Origin of the sequence: Geodermatophilus chilensis (assembly GCF_002802985.1) — a bacterium.
Classification (GTDB): Bacteria; Actinomycetota; Actinomycetes; order Mycobacteriales; family Geodermatophilaceae; genus Geodermatophilus; species Geodermatophilus chilensis.
In genome coordinates this window covers 19995-38396 of record NZ_NVPT01000013.1, presented here as the reverse complement: position 1 = coordinate 38396, position 18402 = coordinate 19995, and the positions used below count along the sequence as shown (strand labels likewise).

The 18402-nt window shown below is 73.8% G+C and carries 17 protein-coding genes and 1 riboswitch; of the genes, 9 read left to right on the top strand and 8 right to left on the bottom strand.

Translation table 11 applies throughout. From position 1 onward, the window contains the following. The 5 genes from CNO22_RS03740 to CNO22_RS03720 all read left to right on the top strand — a co-directional run bounded on the left by CNO22_RS03740 (position 1) and on the right by CNO22_RS03720 (position 6578). Positions 1 to 486, top strand: a complete 486-nt coding sequence (locus tag CNO22_RS03740; RefSeq protein ID WP_100498013.1) for a single-stranded DNA-binding protein — start codon at positions 1 to 3, stop codon at positions 484 to 486. 97 nt (positions 487 to 583) lie between these two features. Further along, on the top strand, positions 584 to 820 hold the full coding sequence (rpsR, locus tag CNO22_RS03735) for a 30S ribosomal protein S18 (RefSeq protein ID WP_089305905.1): 237 nt from the start codon (positions 584 to 586) through the stop codon (positions 818 to 820). A 2-nt stretch (positions 821 to 822) separates the two neighbouring features. Then, positions 823 to 1278: a 50S ribosomal protein L9 gene (gene rplI, locus CNO22_RS03730; protein ID WP_100498012.1), complete on the top strand. Its 456-nt coding sequence runs from the start codon at positions 823 to 825 to the stop codon at positions 1276 to 1278. Positions 1279 to 1884: 606 nt separating this feature from the next. Next, entirely contained in the window at positions 1885 to 4500 is a 2616-nt protein-coding gene (gene dnaB, locus CNO22_RS03725; RefSeq protein ID WP_100498011.1) for a replicative DNA helicase, read from the top strand. A gap of 170 nt (positions 4501 to 4670) precedes the next feature. Continuing rightward, on the top strand, positions 4671 to 6578 hold the full coding sequence (locus CNO22_RS03720) for an Ig-like domain-containing protein (RefSeq protein ID WP_100498010.1): 1908 nt from the start codon (positions 4671 to 4673) through the stop codon (positions 6576 to 6578). An 84-nt stretch (positions 6579 to 6662) separates the two neighbouring features. Here the strand turns inward: CNO22_RS03720 and CNO22_RS03715 are convergent, their stop codons facing one another. The 3 genes from CNO22_RS03715 to CNO22_RS03705 all read right to left on the bottom strand — a co-directional run bounded on the left by CNO22_RS03715 (position 6663) and on the right by CNO22_RS03705 (position 9809). Beyond that, the gene (locus CNO22_RS03715) at positions 6663 to 7127 is read right to left on the bottom strand and encodes a DUF3237 family protein (protein WP_100498009.1); all 465 of its coding nucleotides are present in this window, start codon (positions 7125 to 7127) and stop codon (positions 6663 to 6665) included. A gap of 329 nt (positions 7128 to 7456) precedes the next feature. Further along, positions 7457 to 8683 (bottom strand): fatty acid desaturase family protein, encoded by a 1227-nt coding sequence (locus tag CNO22_RS03710; protein WP_100498008.1) that lies wholly within the window; start codon positions 8681 to 8683, stop codon positions 7457 to 7459. A gap of 25 nt (positions 8684 to 8708) precedes the next feature. Continuing rightward, complete coding sequence (locus CNO22_RS03705; protein WP_100498007.1) at positions 8709 to 9809, bottom strand: ferredoxin reductase; 1101 nt, start codon at positions 9807 to 9809, stop codon at positions 8709 to 8711. A 109-nt stretch (positions 9810 to 9918) separates the two neighbouring features. On the opposite strand from CNO22_RS03705, the gene CNO22_RS03700 reads away from it, so the two are divergent. After that, a complete protein-coding gene (locus CNO22_RS03700; protein WP_100498006.1) occupies positions 9919 to 11106 on the top strand; it encodes a PucR family transcriptional regulator in 1188 nt (395 codons plus the stop codon). A 189-nt stretch (positions 11107 to 11295) separates the two neighbouring features. Here CNO22_RS03700 and CNO22_RS03695 read toward each other — a convergent pair whose 3' ends face one another. Next, a complete protein-coding gene (locus tag CNO22_RS03695; RefSeq protein WP_100498005.1) occupies positions 11296 to 11901 on the bottom strand; it encodes a class I SAM-dependent methyltransferase in 606 nt (201 codons plus the stop codon). Positions 11902 to 12035: 134 nt separating this feature from the next. Between CNO22_RS03695 and CNO22_RS03690 the strand changes: the two genes are divergently transcribed. Further along, positions 12036 to 12305 carry a hypothetical protein gene (locus CNO22_RS03690; protein ID WP_100498004.1) on the top strand — a complete coding sequence of 90 codons (270 nt, stop codon included), beginning with the start codon at positions 12036 to 12038 and terminating at the stop codon, positions 12303 to 12305. A 38-nt stretch (positions 12306 to 12343) separates the two neighbouring features. Here the strand turns inward: CNO22_RS03690 and CNO22_RS03685 are convergent, their stop codons facing one another. Then, complete coding sequence (locus tag CNO22_RS03685; protein WP_100498003.1) at positions 12344 to 13687, bottom strand: DNA polymerase IV; 1344 nt, start codon at positions 13685 to 13687, stop codon at positions 12344 to 12346. A gap of 149 nt (positions 13688 to 13836) precedes the next feature. On the opposite strand from CNO22_RS03685, the gene CNO22_RS03680 reads away from it, so the two are divergent. Together CNO22_RS03680 and CNO22_RS03675 are read left to right on the top strand one after the other, a co-directional pair. Beyond that, positions 13837 to 14373, top strand: a complete 537-nt coding sequence (locus CNO22_RS03680; RefSeq protein ID WP_198588079.1) for an NfeD family protein — start codon at positions 13837 to 13839, stop codon at positions 14371 to 14373. Positions 14374 to 14376: 3 nt separating this feature from the next. Beyond that, complete coding sequence (locus tag CNO22_RS03675; RefSeq protein ID WP_232806764.1) at positions 14377 to 15900, top strand: flotillin family protein; 1524 nt, start codon at positions 14377 to 14379, stop codon at positions 15898 to 15900. A gap of 121 nt (positions 15901 to 16021) precedes the next feature. Here CNO22_RS03675 and thiD read toward each other — a convergent pair whose 3' ends face one another. The 3 genes from thiD to thiM all read right to left on the bottom strand — a co-directional run bounded on the left by thiD (position 16022) and on the right by thiM (position 18284). Continuing rightward, a complete protein-coding gene (thiD, locus tag CNO22_RS03670; RefSeq protein ID WP_100498001.1) occupies positions 16022 to 16837 on the bottom strand; it encodes a bifunctional hydroxymethylpyrimidine kinase/phosphomethylpyrimidine kinase in 816 nt (271 codons plus the stop codon). Further along, the gene (thiE, locus tag CNO22_RS03665; RefSeq protein ID WP_100498000.1) at positions 16834 to 17499 is read right to left on the bottom strand and encodes a thiamine phosphate synthase; all 666 of its coding nucleotides are present in this window, start codon (positions 17497 to 17499) and stop codon (positions 16834 to 16836) included. Before thiE ends, thiD begins: the two co-directional genes overlap by 4 nt. Continuing rightward, a complete protein-coding gene (gene thiM, locus CNO22_RS03660; RefSeq protein WP_100497999.1) occupies positions 17496 to 18284 on the bottom strand; it encodes a hydroxyethylthiazole kinase in 789 nt (262 codons plus the stop codon). Before thiM ends, thiE begins: the two co-directional genes overlap by 4 nt. After that, positions 18278 to 18373: riboswitch (TPP riboswitch) on the bottom strand. (Overlaps the previous gene by 7 nt.) Positions 18374 to 18402: the final 29 nt, after the last annotated feature.

Sequence of the window (18402 nt, the reverse complement as noted above, 5' to 3'; positions counted from 1 at the left end):
ATGGCCGGCGAGACCGTCATCACCGTCATCGGCAACCTCACGTCGGACCCGGAGCTGCGCTTCACGCCCTCCGGTGCCGCGGTCGCCAACTTCACCGTGGCGTCCACGCCGCGCACCTTCGACCGTCAGTCGCAGGAGTGGAAGGACGGCGAGGCGCTCTTCCTGCGGTGCAACGTCTGGCGGCAGGCGGCGGAGAACGTCGCCGAGTCGCTGACCCGCGGCTCGCGGGTGATCGTCTCCGGCCGGCTCAAGCAGCGGTCGTTCGAGACCAAGGAAGGCGAGAAGCGCACCGTCGTCGAGCTCGAGGTCGACGAGATCGGCCCCTCGCTCCGCTACGCCACCGCGAAGGTCACCAAGGCCTCGCGCGGTGAGGGCGGTGGCGGTGGCGGCTTCGGCGGCGGTGGCGGTGGCGGCTTCGGTGGTGGCGGCGGGTCCAGCGACCCGTGGTCGACCCCGGCCCCGCCGTCCGACGAGCCGCCCTTCTGAAACAGGACCCCGTCCTCCTCACCCCTCGCACGCTCGGGGTGAGCCTCGGGACGGGGCCTCCCTCGTGATCCCCTGAACGACACACCTGGAGAACCCGGTGCCCAAGCCCCCCGTTCGCAAGCCCAAGAAGAAGGTCTGCCAGTTCTGCAAGGACAAGGCGACCTACATCGACTACAAGGACACGACGCTGCTGCGGAAGTTCATCTCCGACCGCGGCAAGATCCGTGCCCGCCGCGTGAGCGGCAACTGCAGCCAGCACCAGCGGGACGTCGCCGTGGCGGTCAAGAACAGCCGTGAGATGGCCCTGCTGCCCTACACCTCGACGGCGCGCTGACCATGAGCACCCAGAAGCTGATCCTGACGCAGGAGGTCACCGGTCTCGGGTCCTCCGGTGACACCGTGGAGGTCAAGGGCGGGTACGCCCGCAACTACCTCCTGCCCCGCGGCCTGGCCATCGTCGCCACCCGCGGTGCCGAGAAGCAGGTCGAGTCGCTGCGCCGGGCGCGTGCCACCCGCGAGGTGCGGTCGCAGGAGGAGGCGCAGGCCGTGGCCGGCCGCCTGTCGGGCCTGACCGTCCAGGTGCCGGCGCGCGCCGGTGAGGGTGGCCGGCTGTTCGGCCGCATCACCACCGCCGACGTCGTCAACGCCGTGACTGCCGCCGGCGGCCCCGAGCTCGACCGGCGCCGCGTGGAGCTGCCCAGCAGCATCAAGACCACCGGCCAGCACACGGTGACCGTGCGGGTGCACCCCGAGGTCACCTCGCAGCTGACCATCGAGGTCGTCCCCGAGTAAGGACCCCCTGCCCCCCACCGCTCGCGGTGGGACCCTGCAGGGGGCCGCACGGCACCGCCCGTGAGGGGCGTCGGACTCCGGTCCGGCGCCCCTCACGGCGTTCGCGGCCCCGGAGGCTGCTGAGGGCCGCTGAGCGCGCCTGCGACCTGGTGCCCGCGGCGGGCGGGCGGGTGTGCCCACCTGTGGACGTGTGACCGCTGGGACGCCTGCGGCCGGCCGGTCGACACGCCGACGGGCTACACCCGGATTTCTCCGAACTTTCTCCCGTCCACACCCGGTGGGTCGTCTTCGTGCAGGTCAGGCCCGGGATACGGGGGAAGCCGTCGCGGCGTCCCCCGCTGTCTCCACATGTCGACACGGCTGTGTCCACCGACTTGTCCACAAGTTGTGCAGAAGCGCGTGCACACCGGTGTTGGACTGGTCCGTCCGCACTTCCTAACGTCCTCCTCGACTCCCGTCGGTGCGGAACTGTCAGTCCCCCGCGGTAGCAAAGACCCGAACAAACGTTCGAGTCAGGTGTGCAGCGTTCTGGTGCTTCCCCCACCAGGCCCCGGCCTCGTGCCGGGGCCTGTGCGCGGGTGCGCCGTGAGTGGATGGAGGAACCCCGTGGCGGTGGCCGGCGACTTCGAGCGCCCGTCCCCGACGGCGCCGGCGTACGACCGGCAGCCGCCGCAGGACGTCGCAGCGGAGCAGTCGGTGCTCGGCGGCATGCTGCTGAGCAAGGACGCGATCGCCGACGTCGTCGAGGTGTTGCACGGCAACGACTTCTACCGGCCGGCGCACCAGGTGATCTTCGACTGCATCCTCGACCTGTACGGGCGGGGCGAGCCGGCCGACGCGATCACCGTCGCCGCCGAGCTCAACCGCACCGACCAGCTGTCGAAGATGGGTGGCGCGGTCTACCTGCACACCCTGATCCAGTCGACGCCGACGGCGGCCAACGCCGGCTACTACGCAGCGATCGTCGCCGAGCAGGCGGTGCTGCGGCGGCTGGTCGAGGCCGGCACCCGCGTCGTCCAGCTGGGCTACGGCGCGGCAGGCGGCAAGGGCGACGTCGACGACATCGTCGACCGCGCCCAGCAGGAGATCTACGACGTCACCGAGAAGCGCATGAGCGAGGACTACTCGCGCCTCGAGGACGTCCTGCAGCCGACGATGGACGAGCTGGACGCCATCGCCTCCCGTGGCGGTACCGCCCGCGGCGTGCCCACCGGGATCCGCGACCTCGACGAACTGACCAACGGCCTCCAGGCCGGCCAGATGGTGGTCATCGCCGCGCGCCCGGGTGTCGGCAAGGCCCTGGGCCTGGACACCCCGATCGCCACGCCGACCGGCTGGACGACCATGGGCGAGGTCGCCGTCGGCGACCAGGTGATGGGCTCCGACGGCCGGCCGACCACGGTCGTGGCCGCCACCGAGGTGATGACCGGCCGTCCCTGCTACGAGGTGCACTTCTCCGACGGCTCGGTGATCGTGGCCGACGCCCAGCACCAGTGGCTGACCGAGACCCGTGCCAGCCGCCGCTCTGCTCAGCAGGCGGCGACCGGCTACAACGGCTACCGCAACCAGCGCACGTTCGCCGAGGTCCGGACGACCGAGGAGATCGCCCGCACCGTCCGTTGCGCCACCAAGGACGCCCGGCTCAACCACTCGGTGACCAACGCTGCGCCGCTGGACCTGCCGGAGGCCGACCTCCCCCTGCCGCCGTACGCGCTGGGCGTGTGGCTCGGCGACGGCACCTCCCGCGCTCCGCACTTCACCAGCAACGACCCCGAGATCGCCGTCCACATCGAGGCCGAGGGGCTCGCCGTGGAGCCGACGGGCGTCGATCGTCGATACGCCCTGCGGCTTCCGCCCCGACCGGACGTTGCCACCCGGCCGTGCCCCATGTGCGGCGAGCTGTTCGTGCCGAAGACGTCGCAGGTGCAGATCTGCGGCAAGACCTGTGGCGGCCGACTGCGGGCCAGCGGTGGGGTCGGCCGTCAGGCGACCTGCCCGGACTGCAGTGGCCCGTCCGCGGGTGGGGCGCAGTGCCAGGCGTGCCGTGACCATCACGGCACCGTGCAGGGGATCCTGCGCACCCTCGGGGTGTTCGGCGGCAAGCACATCCCGGCCGCGTACCTGCGCGCCTCGGTGGCCCAGCGCCGTGCCCTGCTGGCCGGGCTCCTGGACACCGACGGGACGGTGACGCCGAGCGGCGCCGTGCAGTTCGCGGTCACCAACCAGCGGCTGGCCGAGGACGCGCGCGAGCTCATCGCCGGCCTCGGGCACCGGGTCCGGATGACCCGCAAGCGCGTCAGGGGCCGAAGCGAGGCGTCGTCCACCTGCTACACGCTGACCTTCAGCACCGATGACGAGGTCTTCCGGCTCGAGCGGAAGAAGCTGGTGCACAAGGAGCGCGGTGCCCGCAGCTTCACCGCCCGCGGCGTCCGTCTCATCACTGACGTGCGGCCGATCGAGAGCGTGCCCGTGCGCTGCATCCAGGTCGACGCCGAGGACCACCTGTTCCTCGCCGGGCGGAGCTTCATCCCGACCCACAACTCGACGCTCGGCCTGGACATCGCTCGGTCAGCGACGGTGAAGCACCACCTGGCCACGTGCATCTTCTCGCTCGAGATGAGCAAGCACGAGATCACCATGCGTCTGCTCTCGGCCGAGGCGAAGGTGCCGCTGCACCACATGCGCGCCGGCACGCTGTCGGACGAGGACTGGTCGAAGCTGGCCCGACGGATGGGCGAGATCGCCGATGCCCCGCTCTACATCGACGACTCCCCGAACATGACGATGATGGAGATCCGGGCGAAGGCGCGGCGGCTCAAGCAGCGCAACGACCTCAAGCTCGTGGTCATCGACTACCTCCAGCTCATGACGTCCGGCAAGCGCGTCGAGAGCCGTCAGCAGGAGGTCTCGGAGTTCTCCCGTGCCCTCAAGCTGCTGGCCAAGGAGCTGGAAGTTCCAGTGATTGCGATGAGTCAGCTGAACCGTGGTTCAGAACAAAGGCAGGACAAGAAGCCAATGCTCTCTGACCTTCGCGAAAGTGGCTCGATCGAACAAGATGCCGATATGGTCATGATGATCCACCGGGAAGACATGTATGAAAAAGAATCACCGCGCGCAGGTGAGGCCGACATCATGCTCGTGAAGCACCGTAACGGCCCGACGGCGAATGTCACCGTCGCCTTCCAGGGTCACTACAGCCGCTTCGTGGACATGGCGAACTGACCCGAGCAATGAACGCCGGAGCCCGGAACGCACGTCGTTCCGGGCCTCCGGCGTTCAACGCTCCCTGTGCGGCTGCTGTCGGCCCCCACCCTCCTCGGCTGCCCCCTCACGCAAGTTGTGACTGTCGTCACCAGGGGTTAGGAAGAGGGTCCCCAACCCCTGGAGAACCCGTGCAGCAACGACGCTGGCACCGGGCGACCTCGTCGGTCCTCGGTGTCCTGGCCCTGACGGCCACCCTGTCGGTCACCGCGACCCCCGCGGCCGCCGGCCCGAACCTCAAGCCGGTCGTGGTCTTCCCGACCGACGACCTCACGGTCCCTGATCCCGCCCAGCTCACCGGACGCCGGGTCGCCCTGCCCACCGAGGGCTGCCCCGAGCCGGTCCGCTGCGGACTGGTCCGGGAGCTGAACGAGCTCGACGGCTTCGACCTCGACCCCCGGATCGCGGTGCGGTTCAACCGGCCGGTCGACCCGGCCACGGCCGCCGCGCGGATCACCGTGCAGGAGGAGGACGGCGCCTGGCGGACCGGCGTCGACCGGGTCGTGTGGGACCCGGCGACCACCACGCTCTACGCCCACCCCGCCGAGCAACTCGCCCCGAGCACCACCTACCGCCTGCGCGTCGACCGCGGCCCGGGCCACGGAGCGAGCTCCGAGACGTTCACGACGATGAGCGCCACCGACGGACTGCTGGACCTGCGCCGCCAGATCGACAGCGGCGAGGCCGCCACCGTGGCCGGCATCGAGGACCGCGGCCTGCAGGTGGACGGCGTCTTCCCCGTCGCCGGCACCACCCTCAGCTGGGCCAAGGACGAAGGCGAGGTGGACCCGGCACCGGCAGCGCAGCCGCTCGCTCTGCTCCCCCCGACCAGCACCCTCGCCTTCGGCTCGTTCCTCGCGCCGTCCTGGCTGGGCGACGACGTCACGATCGAGCAGACCCCCACCCGGGACGCCGGACCGAAGCCCGTCGGTGCCGAGACGCTGCCCTTCCTCGCCGTCCTCCCGGCCGGCAGCCCGCCGCCCGGCGGCTGGCCGGTGGCCGTCTTCGGGCACGGCTTCACCCGGTCCACCGCCGATCTCCTGCTGGCGGCCGGCGCCAACGCACGCAACGGCATCGCGACCATCGCGACCAACGTGGTGGGGCACGGCTCCGGGCCGGAGAGCGCGTGGCTGGTCGACACCGCCGCCGGTCGGACCCGGCTGCTCACCCACGGTCGCGGTGTCGACCAGGACGGCGACGGGGACATCGAGAGCACCGAGGGCTCCTCGGCCACCGGCGACGCCGCGCCGGCGTCCTCGCGCGACGCGCTGCGGCAGACCGCCGCGGACGTCATGACCCTCGTGCGGGCGGTGGATAGCACCGACCTCGACGGCAACGGGACGCCGGACCTGTCCGGGGAGGACGTCACCTACTTCGGGCAGAGCTTCGGCGGCATCTACGGGACCATGCTCACCGGCGTTGACCCGACGGTCGCCCGTTCGGTGCTCAACGTCCCCGGCGGCCCGATCAGCGAGATCGCCCGACTGTCGCCGGCCTTCCGCCCGCTCACCACGGCGGCGCTGCGAGCGGCGGGCCTGCTCAACAGCGACGACCCGACCCGCAACTTCTTCCAGGAGCAGATGCCGCTGCGCGGCGAGCCCCCGGTGACGGTGACCGTGGCGGGCGCCGTGGAGATCCAGGAGTACCTGGCCCGGGCGACCTGGCTGTCCCGTTCCGGCAGCCCGGAGACCTTCTCCCCGCTCGTCGAGCTGGAGCGGGCGGTCTTCCAGGTCGCCTTCGGGGACCAGACGGTGCCCAACCCGACGTCCTACACGATCATCGACGCCGGGGACCTGTGGTCGCGGACCAGCCTCTACCGCAACGACCGCAGCCCGCAGGCGGCGCTCAATCCGCACGGGTTCCTGCTCGACCCGCGGTTCGCGCCGGCGACGCAGCAGGGCCAGGCGCAGGTCGCCGCGTTCCTGGGCGACGGAGCGGTCGTGGACCCGGACGGCCCGGGCCCGGTGTGGGAGGTGCCCATCAGCGACCCGGCGCTGCTGCTGCCGCTGAACTACCCCTCACCCGCGACGCGCCCCTGACCCGCTGACCGACGGGAGGCCCGGGACGACGTCCGTCCCGGGACTCCCGTCGCACGCAGCGATGTTCCACGTGGAGCACGCGGCTCAGGTGACCGGGACCCGCGCCAGGCTCTGCGCGCGGACCCGCAGCTCGCCGCGCGCCACGTTCACCGTGCCGGTGAAGCCGTACACCGACGCGTTGAGCTCCTGCAGCTCCGGCGCCGCGGTGCGCAGGTCGACCGCGCCGTGCATCGGGATCTCGGCGTCCGGCCAGGCGAAGCCCGGATCCGCCATCGCCTCCAGCGGGGGCATCGGCCCCGACGGCGTCAGGTACCCGTGCACCCGCGTGGTCACCGTCCGCCCGCCCTCGCCCGAGAAGACCTGGCGGACGTCGATGACCCCGACGCCGTCCCGGCGCAGGAGCAGGTAGTCCACCCCGTCGACGGTGTCCCCGGTCAGCGGGCCCTCCGTCATCCTCCCCTGGTAGTACGCGTCCAGCCGCAGCCCCTCGGGCACCAGCCCGATCGGGACCACCCGGGTCATCGTGGCCTCGAAGGCATAACCGTCCACGGCGCTGCTCCCCCTCACTCAGCAGGCAGCCATGCCAGCGGCATGCGCCGGACGGCGACAGGGCCGTGGGTCCCGGGATGCGGGGCTGCGTCACCCGCCGGGGCCGCACGACGACGGAGGGCCGGGTGCGCCCACCCAGGCGACGACGTCTGCAGCAGGCTGCGCGGTCGACCGGACGTTCTCGAGCACGGCCATGAGGGAGGTGATGTCAGCCGAGGAGCACCTGAGGTGCCCGGGACGCGGCCCAGGCCGCGGAGCACTGAACGCCAGGGGCCCGGAACCGAAGCGGTTCCGGGCCCCTGGCGTTCAACGGGAGCTGCAGCAGCCACTCAGGCGGCGGCCGCCCGGGTCAGTCGGACGCCCGCGGTCAGCTTCCGCTGGAGCGTGCGGCGGACCTTGGGCCCGCCGGTGGTCATCTTGTAGAGCACCGCCAGCTGCGGCACCAGGTTGCGGCGGTTGGTCAGCTCCAGCCAGCCGTTGGGCAGCGAGAGTCGGATGATCTTGTGCCAGGCCGAGCCGACCTGCTGCGGCAGCGGCGCGGTGTGGTAATTCAGGCCGTAGCGGTCGAACAGGTCACGGATCTTCGGCGCGATCTCGGCGTACCGGTTGCTCGGCAGGTCCGGGAACAGGTGGTGCTCGATCTGGTGGGACAGGTTCCCGGTCATGATGTGCATGGCCTTGGAGCCGGAGATGTTGGCCGAGCCCAGCATCTGGCGCAGGTACCACTCGCCGCGGGTCTCGCCGTCGATCGACTTCTTCTCGAAGGTCTCGACGCCCTCGGGGAAGTGCCCGCAGAGGATCACCGAGTTCGACCACAGGTTGCGCACCAGGTTGGCGGTGAAGTTGGCCGCGAGCGTGGAGACGAAGTTCGGGCCCGACAGCAGCGGGTGGATGACGTAGTCCTTGCGCACCTGGGCGCCGATCTTGCGCAGCACGGCCTTGACGCGCCTGCGGAACTCCGGGTCCTTCGTCTGCTTCTTGGCGATGACCGCGCCCAGCTCGAGGTCGTAGGCGGCGATCCCGTACTCGAAGAAGCAGGCGTTGATGAAGCTCCAGATCGGCTGGCCGAGGTGGAACGGCTGCCACGGCTGGTCCTCGTCGACGCGCATGATGCCGTAGCCGAGGTCGTTGTCCTTGCCGATGACGTTCGTGTACGTGTGGTGCAGCTCGTTGTGCGAGTGCTTCCACTGCTCGGCCGGGCTGGCCATGTCCCACTCCCACGTCGTGGAGTGGATCTTCGGGTCCCGCATCCAGTCCCACTGGCCGTGCAGGATGTTGTGCCCGATCTCCATGTTCTCGAGGATCTTGGCGACCGAGAGACCGATCGTGCCGACGATCCACGCGGGCGGGAAGCCCGAGGCGAGCAGGACGGCGCGGCTGCCCAGCTCGATCTTGCGGTGGACGTCGATGACCTTGCGGATGTAGCGGGCGTCGTCCTCGCCGCGGGTGTCGATGACGCTCTGGCGGATCTCGTCGAGCTCCTTGCCGATGAGCTCGATGTCCTCGGGGGTGAGGTGCTCGATCGGGTTGAGGTCCTTCTTCTGCAGCGCGGTCATGCGGTGGTCTCCTCGGTCTCGGGGGTCAGTGGTCGATGTCGCAGGCGCCGGCGGCGGCGCTGATGCAGGTCTGGATCAGGACGCCGTCACCCGGCGCGGCCGTGGTGACCTCGCCGTTGCGCAGGTCCCGGACGGCGCCCTCGCGCAGCGGCAGCACGCAGCCGAAGCAGATGCCCATCCGGCAGCCGCTGGGCATGAGGACGCCGGCGTCCTCGGCGGCGTCGAGGATCGGGGTGGCCCCGTCGGCCTCGATGCTCGTGCCGTTCTTGGTGAAGGTCACCGTGCCGCCCTCGCCGGCGACGAGGACCGTGGGCCGGAAGCGCTCGGTGAACAGCCGGTCGGCGATGCCGGCGGCGCTCCAGTGCTCCTCCAGCGCCTCGAGCATGCCGACCGGCCCGCAGGCCCAGGTGGCGCGCTCAGCCAGGTCGGGGACCAGCTCGGCGATGGCGGCGGCGTCGAGCATCCCGGCGGTGTCGGTGTGCTGCTCGATCAGCCGGATCCGGCCGGCGGCGGCGAGCTCCCGCAGGTCCGCACCGAAGACGACGTCCTCGGGCGTGGGGGCCGAGTGCACGACGACGACGTCGGTGAGCTCGTCGTGGTTGCGCAGGATGCCCATGACCGGGGTGATGCCGGAGCCGGCGGTGACGAACAGGACCTTGGCGGGGGCCTGCGCGGGCAGGACGAACTCGCCGGTGGCCTGGTCGAGGTGCACGAGGGTGCCCGGCTGGGTCCGGTGCACCAGGTGGTTGCTGACCTTGCCGCCCGGGATGGCCTTGACGGTGATGCTGATGCAGCCGTCGGGGCGGTCCAGGTGCGAGGTGAGCGAGTAGGCGCGCCACATGCGCACGCCGTCGACGTCGATGCCGATGCGCACCCACTGACCGGGCACGTGCCGCTGCCAGTCGGCGCCCGGCCGGATCACCAGCGTGGCGGCGTCCCGGGTCTCCCGGTGGACGGCGACGATGCGGCCGCGCAGGTCGGCACCCGCCCGCAGCGGGTTGACCATGTCGAGGTAGTCGGCGGGCAGCAGCGGCGTGGTGGCGAGCTCAGCGAAGCGGATCACCCGGTCGCGCAGCGCGCTCAGGGCCGGCCGGGCCGAGGGAGGGCGCGGAACGGTCGCGGTCATACCTCTGATGCTTCCCAGCACTGGGCGCAATTACCTGTGCTCTGGGCGTGAACGTGCGGCTGGATACTGTCCTCCGCGAACAACGACCCTGAACAGAGGGGGAGCGCCGATGGCACCGGAGCAGGACACCTTCCCGCCCGAGGTCGCAGCGGCGATGCAGGGCCAGCTGCCGGCCGTCGCCGAGCGCACCGTGGCCGCCATCGTCGTCGAGGTGCCCAGCTACACCGAGGCGTTCAGCGGAGTCATGGGCCGGAAGATCGAGAACGCCGTCCAGCTGGCCCTGGGTGGCTTCCTGGAGCTGGCGACGGCGCGCGGCGGGGTGGACCCCAGCCGGCCCATCGGCCCCGCGCTCGAGGGCGCCTACGCCCTTGGTCGTGGGGAGGCCCGTTCCGGCCGGACCATGGACGCGCTGCTGGCCGCCTACCGGGTGGGCGCGCGGGTGGCGTGGCGGCACATGAGCGAGACGGCGGTGGCCGCCGGCATGCCCGCCGGGTCGCTGGCCCGCTTCGCCGAGCTGGTGTTCGCCTACATCGACCAGCTGTCGGCGGCCAGCGCCTCCGGGCACGCCGACCAGCTCGGCAGCAGTGGCCGGCTGCGTCGCCGGCACCTGGAGCGGCTGGCCGAGCTGCTGCTCACCGGCGCGCCCCCGTACGACCTCACCGTCGCCGCCGAGCGCGCGGACTGGGCGCCGCCCCGCACCCTCACCGCGGTGCTGGTGCCCGAGTCCCGCGTCCGTGGCGCCCTGGCGGTGCTCGACGTCCGCACGCTGCAGTCCGGGGACGACCTGCCCGGTACCGAGCCCGGCGCCGAGCGCTCGGTGCTGCTCGTGCCGGACGCCGACGGGTACGGCCGCACCCAGCTGGTCCGAGCGCTGACCGGGCGGGAGGCCGTCGTCGGCCCGGCCCGGCCGTGGCAGCAGGCCCGCTCCTCCTACTCGCGGGCGCTGCGGGCGCTGCAGCTGGACCTGCGCCCGGACGGCGACCTGCCGGTCGACACCGAGCTGCGGCTGGCCGACCTGGTGCTGCGGGCCGACGGCGAGGCGCTCGCCGACCTGCGCGCCCAGGTGCTCGCCCCGCTCGACGGGCTGGGCCCCGGTCCCCGCGAGAAGCTGGTGGAGACGCTGCGCTCCTGGCTGCTGCACCACGGGCGCCGGGAGAAGGTCGCCACCGAGCTGTTCGTGCACCCGCAGACGGTCCGCTACCGCATGGGGCAGCTGCGCGACCTGTACGGCGAGCGCCTCGAGGACCCGCAGTGCGTGTTGGAGCTGACCCTGGCGCTGGGCGCGGTGGAGCCGTGAGCGTGCCCGTCGTCCACGGGCGGTGGCGATCTCCGGTTTCCGGACGGCGGCCAGGATCGCCATTCGCGCGCGGAAGGCGGTCCCGCGTCGCTGTCCCTGGATGCGGCCACCGGCCCGTCCAGGGCACCGCCGGCCCCGTCCAGAGGCTCGCCGCGAGCCTGCGAGCGGTGAGGAGGACGGGGTCCGCTTTCAGGCGGGGCGCAGGACGGCGACCAGGAAGTCCGCGTCCGGCGTGAACGGCCGCAGGTCCCAGGTGGACAGCAGCAGGTCCTCGGCCCAGCCGGCGGTGCGGGCGTCGGCGCGGAAGTCGTCGAAGGCGTAGCCGCGGCCGGCCCCGAAGCCGATCGCCGCCCGACCACCGGGGGCCACGTGCGCCCGCAGCCGCTGCAGGACGGCGACCCGCGTGCCCGGCGCCAGGAAGGCCATCACGTTGCCCGCGGAGACGATGGCGTCGAACGGCTCGGGGATGCCGCGCGCCGGCAGGTCCAGCTCGGCGAGGTCGCCGACCAGCCACCGCGGCCCGGGGTGGTCCTGCTCGGCGGCCGCGACGAGCACCGGGTCGACGTCCACCCCGACGACGGAGTGTCCGGCGCGGGCCAGCCACCCGCCGGTGCGCCCCGGCCCGCAGCCGGCGTCGAGCACGCGCGAGTCGCGCGGCAGCATCGCGTCGACCAGCCGCGCCTCGCCGGCGAGGTCGAACCCCTGCGCGGCGAGGTCCCGGAACCGCTGCACGTAGGCGGCCGAGTGGCCCGGGTCCTGCTGGGTCATCCGCACCCACGCGCTCTGTTCGGTCATGCGCCCATGGTGGCCGACCCGTGCGCACCCCGAGGCAACCGGCACCCGGCGTCCAGCCCGGCCACAGCTGCGCGCCCGAGGCTCGTCCCCGTCAGCGGCCCACCGGGGGCCGGAGGACGACGGGAGACACCGCCATGACCCAGACCCCGACCGGACGCCGGTCCCGCCGCCGCCCGCGCGCGCTGCCCCTCACCCCGCCGCCCGCCGACGCCCTCGACGCGGACCTCGCGGTGCGGGTGGCGGCGGCCGCCCTCGCCGAGCACCCGGGCGCGACGATCGACCGGGTGGAGGTGGACGGCGAGGGCCGCTACGCCGCCCACCTCGTCACCTGGTTCGGCCAGCAGGTCGTCGTCCCGGTCGACCGGGACCTCACGGTGATGGGGTGGACGGCGCTGGCGCGCTGACCCCCCGGTCCGGTCGTGTGCGGCGACCCGCGGACGGTTCAGCTGGCGTCGGCGCGCCAGTCCGGCGGCTCGGCCGGGTGCAGGGCGGGGTCGTCGGCGGCCAGCGTGCGCACCGGCCCGGGCGGGGTCAGCGGCCCCTCGAAGCGCACGGTGACCCGGCCGAGGCCGCGGCCCCACACCCAGCCGGCGCCGTGCTCGTCGTGCCGCACGTCCTGGCCCGGCCACCACCGGGACTCGGCGGTCACCGGCTCCGGGACCTCCTGGGCCGGCTCGTCCTCGACCGCGTCGTCCGGCTGCGGGTCGTCGTCCACCGCGAACAGGTCGCCCTGGGCGTAGAGCGACAGCCCGGAGACGCCGACCCCGAGCAGCCGCAGCCCGCCCTGGGTGCCGGCCTCGGCGAGCAGCCGGTGCGCGATCGAGGCGATGACCCGCGGGTCGTCGGTCGGGTGGGGCAGCGTCTGCGAGCGGGTGAGCGTGGTGAAGTCGTAGCGGCGCAGCTTGAGCGTCACCGTCCGGCCGGAGTAGGCCGCCGCGCGCAGCCGGCTGCCGACCCGTGCGGCCATGCTGTCGACGTACCGGCCGAGCACGGCCCGGTCGGTGAGGTCGCGGGCGAAGGTCTCCTCCTGCGAGATCGACTTGGCCTCCCGCTCGGCGACCACCGGCCGGTCGTCCTCGGCCCGGGCCAGCGCGTACAGCCCCGTGCCGTGCGCCCGGCCGGCCAGCGCCACGAGGTCGGGCAGCGACTTGGCGGCCAGGTCGGCGACGGTCTTCACGCCCACCTGGTGCAGCCGCTCGGCGGTCGCCGGCCCCACCCCGCCGAGCCGGGTCACCGGCAGCGGGTGCAGCACCTCCAGCTCGCGCCCCGGGGGGACGACGACCAGCCCGTCGGGCTTGTCGAGGTCCGAGCCGATCTTGGCCATCAGCTTGGAGCTGCCGATGCCGACCGACCCGGTCACCCCGCCGGTGGCCGCGGCGATCCGCTCCTTGAGCCCGCGGGCGAGTGCGGTGACGCCGTCCACGGACAGGTCGAGGCCGGGGCCGGCGGCGAGGTCGACGTAGGCCTCGTCGATCGAGACCGGCTCGACCAGCGGGGAGACCTCGCGCAGCAGCGCCATCACGACGTCGGAGGTCCGGCGGTAGGCGGCGAACCGGCCGCCGAGGAACGCCGTCCCGGACGGGCAGCGCCGGCGCGCTTCCGCGGTGGACATCGCCGAGCGGGCTCCGTAGGCGCGGGCCTCGTAGGACGCCGTCGCCACCACCCCGCGCCCGCCCGTGCCGCCGACCACCACCGGTCGGCCGCGCAGCGAGGGCTTGTCGCGCTGCTCGACGGCGGCGAAGAAGGCGTCGAGGTCCAGGTGCAGGATGCTCGCCTCCCGCCGCACGCCCCACCTCCTCGTCGTCGTCGCCGGCTCCCCATGGTCGCCCGTCCTCCGCACGGGTGAGATGCGGACGCCCCGGTACAGCAATCTGTTGATCATGGGCAGCCCCGGCTGCGAGTCTGCGTCGCGGTACACCGACGGGGAGGGACAGCGTGGAGGCGGTCTTCCTCGGTGTGGGCGCGCTGGGCCTCGGCGTCCTGGTGCTGTCGCTGGTGGTCGGGGAGGTCGGCGACCTCGGTGACGCCGACGGCCCCTTCTCCGTCCCGGCGGTGGCCGCGCTGCTCGGCGGGGTGGGCTTCGGCGGCGCCGCCGCGGCCGCGCTGCTGCCCGAGACGCTCCCGGACGCCGGACGCGCACTGCTCGCCCTGGTCGCCGGGCTGCTGCTCGCCGTCCCGCTGGCCTGGGCCGCGGTCCGGCTGTCCCGCGGGCTGCGCGACATGTCGACCGCCGAGACCCTCACCCGCCACCACCTGGTCGGCAGCCAGGGCGTCGTCGTCTCCGCCGTCCCGAGCCCCGGCTACGGCGAGGTCCGCCTGGTCGTCGCCGGCCAGTCCCTCAAGTTCGCCGCGCGCAGCGACTCCCCGCTGCGCGCCGGCACCCCCGTGTACGTCGTCGAGGCGCTCAGCGAGACCGCCGTCCACGTCGTCTCCACCGCGCCCGACCCCCTGCCCGAGACCGGAGGCACCTAGACCGTGGACCTGACCCTGCTCATCGCCATCGGCGGCATCGCCGTCCTGGCGCTCCTGCTCGTGCTGTTCGTGCTGTCCCGGATCAAGGTCGCCGGGCCCAACCAGGCCTTCATCGTCACCGGCCGCCAGGGCCGGGAGGTGACCAGCGCCTCGGGGATCACCTCGCGGGACGCCTCCGGGCAGAAGGTCGTCATGGGCGCGAGCGTCTTCGTGCTCCCGGTCGTGCAGAAGCTGCACACCCTGGACCTGTCCAGCCGCCGGATCCCGGTCGGCATCCGCGGGGCGGTGTCCAAGCAGGGCGTGAAGTGCGACCTCGAGGGCGTGGCCATCGTCAAGGTCGGCGGCACCGAGGACTCCGTCCGTGCTGCCGCGCAGCGCTTCCTCAACCAGCAGGAGGGCATCGACACGTTCACCTCGGAGGTGCTCGCCGGTGCGCTGCGCTCGATCGTGGGCCGATTGACGATCGAGGAGATCATCCGCGACCGCGCCGCGTTCGCCTCCGCCGTCGCCGAGGAGGCCGAGTCCTCGCTCACCGGGCAGGGGCTGGTGCTCGACACCTTCCAGCTGCAGGACATCCAGGCCGAGGGCAGCTACCTCGCCGACCTGGGCCGGCCCGAGGCCGCCCGGGTGCTCAAGGAGGCCAGCATCGCCGAGGCGCGCGCCCGGCAGGCGGCCCAGCAGGAGCAGCTGCTCGCCGACGAGGCGATCGCGGTGGCCCAGCGCCAGCTCGCGCTCCGGCAGGCCGAGATCACCGCCGAGACCGACGCGGCCACGGCCCGCGCGGCGGCGGCCGGACCGCTGGCCCAGGCCGCGCAGGACCAGGCCATCCTCACCGAGCAGGAGAAGGTCGCCGTCCGGACGGCGGCGCTGACCGAGCGGCAGCTGGACACCCAGGTGCGCCGTCCCGCCGACGCGCAGCGCTACAAGGTCGAGCAGGAGGCCGAGGCGCGCAAGAACGCCGCGATCCTCACCGCGGAGGCGCAGCGGCAGGCCACCATCGCCGCCGCCCAGGCCTCCGCCGAGCAGGCCCGGCTCTCCGGCGAGGGCGAGCGGGCCCGCCGGTCGGCGCTGGCCGAGGCCGAGGCCGAGGCCGTCGAGGGCGCCAAGCGCGGCGAGGCCGAGAAGCTGCGCCGGCAGGCGATCGCCGACGCCGTCGAGCGGGAGGGCAGCGCGGAGGCCGCGGCCATCCTGGCTCGCGGTCAGGCCGAGGCCGAGGCGCTCGACGCCCGGTCGGAGGCCTTCGCCAAGTACGGGGAGGCCGCCGTCCTGGAGATGCTGGTCAAGGTGCTGCCGGAGGTCGTGCAGGCCGCCGCCGCCCCGCTGGCGGGCGTGGACAAGATGACCGTCATCTCCGCCGACGGCGCCGGGGCGCTGGGTCGCTCGGTCGCGGCCAACGTGGCGCAGGGGCTGCAGCTGTCCGGGGACCTCACCGGCGTGGACGTCGCGGCCCTGCTGCGCCGGCTCGGTGGCGCGACGCCCGCCGCCGACGGCGCCACCCGCGTCCCGATCACGACCGACGAGCAATGACATCGTCGGCCTACCGGCCGACACCGCGGCCACGTGCCGTCCCCGACCTGCACTGAGCCGCTGCCCGTGTCCCGATCGGGGGACCCTCCGGGCCCCCGCGATCGGTCCACCCGCTGCGCGGTCACACCCCCCAGATGCCGGCGAAGTGGTGCACGGGGCCGTGGCCGGAGCCGACGCCGAGGCCCTGCCCCGCCTCCAGCGCCCGGTGCAGGTAGTCGCGGGCGGGGTCGACCAGCCGCGCCCAGTCGTCCGTGCGGCCCCGGGCGGCCAGCGCGGCGAGGGCGGAGGACAGCGTGCAGCCGGTGCCGTGCGTCGAGGTGGTGTCGACCCGCGGCCGGCGGGTGACCGTGACGCCGTCCGCGGTGGCCAGCACGTCGACGCTCTCCCCGCCCCCCAAGTGGCCGCCCTTGAGCAGCACCGCCCGGGGCCCCAGCTCGAGCAGTGCGGTGGCCTGGCCGGGCAGCTCGTCGACGTCAGTCGCCGGGGGCACGCCGAGCAGGACGGCGGCCTCCGGCACGTTCGGCGTCACCAGGTCGGCCAGCGGCAGCAGGTCGGAGCGGACGGCGTCGACCGCGGCGTCGTCGATGAGCCGGTCGCCGCTGGTCGCGACCATCACCGGGTCGCACACGACCGGTCCGCCTGGGTGATCGGCCAGCGCGGCGGCGACCGCGCGCACCACGTCGGCGGTGCCGAGCATGCCGAGCTTGGTGGCGTGCACCCCGACGTCGGCGAACAGGGTCGCCAGCTGCTCGGCGACGAACTCCGGCGGGACGCCGTGCACGCCGGTGACACCCCGGGTGTTCTGCGCGGTCAGCGCGGTCAGCACCGCCGTGCCGTAGACGCCGAGCGCGCTGAAGGTCTTCAGGTCGGCCTGGATGCCGGCGCCGCCGCTGGGGTCGCTGCCCGCGACGGTCAGCGCGACCGCGACGCCGCTCACGCCGCCACCCGGCCACGGTCGATCGCGGACCGCAGCGCGCGGGCGGCGTCGGCCGGGTCCGGCGCCGCGCAGATCGCGGAGACGACGCAGACGCCGTCCACCCCGGTCGTGGCCACCTCGGCGGCGCGGGCGGCGTCGATGCCGCCGATCGCGACGGTGCCGAACCCGGCGGCGCGGGCGGCGTCGGCCAGCGCCCGGACGCCGTCCGGGCCCAGGGCGCTGCCGGCGTCGGGCTTGGTGGGCGTCGTCCACACCGGGCCGATGCCGACCAGGTCGACCGTCCCCGCCGGCAGTGCGCGGGCGACGTCCAGCTCGGCCACGGAGGAGACGCTGAACCCGAGCAGCCGGTCGGGCCCGAGCAGGGCGCGCACCTCGGCCGGCGGCAGGTCGTCCTGGCCGATGTGCACGCCGTCGGCGCCGGCGAGCAGCGCGACGTCCACGGCGTCGTCGACCCACAGCGCGACGTCGGGCCGGTCGGCCAGCGCCGCCTGCACCGCGCGGGTGAGCTCGAGCAGCTCCCGGCGCGAGGCGGTCTTGTCCCGGACCTGGACGGTCGTGACGCCGCCGGCGACCGCGGCACGGACGACGTCGGCGACCGGTCGCGGGGCGGACAGCGCGGTGTCGGTGACCAGGTAGAGGGTCGGCTCGACCGCGCGCCTCATCGGACGTCCGCCGCGGCCAGGGCCTCGCCGTCGACGGCGTCCAGCGCGTCGAGCCAGGCGGGCGCGAAGCTGCCCGGGCCGGAGGCCACCCGCGCGGCCCGCTCGGCGGCGACGGCGACGTGCGCGTGCGCGGCCACGGTCCCGGTCAGCGCGTCGCCGGTGGCCGCGACGTAGGCGGCGACCAGGGCCCCCAGCGCGCAGCCGGCGCCGGTGGTGCGGGTCAGCAGCGCCGAGCCGCCGCCGACGCGCACGGTCCGCCGTCCGTCGGTGACGAGGTCGACCTCGCCGCTGACCGCCACGACGCCCCGGGTGCGCCCGGCGAGCTCGACGGCGGCCTTGGCGGCGTCGTCGGTGCTGTCGGTGCTGTCCACGCCGCGGCCGCCGCCGCCCGCGCCGGCCAGCGCCATGACCTCCGAGGCGTTGCCGCGGACGACGGTGGGCCGCAGCCCGACCAGCTCACCGGTCAGCTCGGTCCGGTAGGCCAGACCGCCGACGGCGACGGGGTCCAGGACCCACGGCGTCCCGGCCGCGCCGGCCGAGCGGGCCGCCAGCCGCATCGCCTCGGCGGTGCGGGCGTGCACGGTGCCCACGTTGACCAGCACCGCGGAGGCGACCGCGGCGAAGTCGCCGGCCTCCTCCGGGGCGTCCACCATCGCCGGGGCGGCGCCTGCGGCGAGCAGGGCGTTGGCGGTGATGGTCTGGACGACGGTGTTGGTCAGGCAGTGCACCAGGGGGGTGCGGGTGCGCAGCGCCGCGCGGGCGGCGCGCAGGTCGACGGCCGGCATGCCGGTGACATCCCTTCGCCAGTGCGAACTGGAGCAGGTTCGACGGGTGTGCTCTCAGTCCCCGGTCGGGGACACCCCGTGCCACGTGCCCCCCGAACGTAACACCGGGTCGGCCACC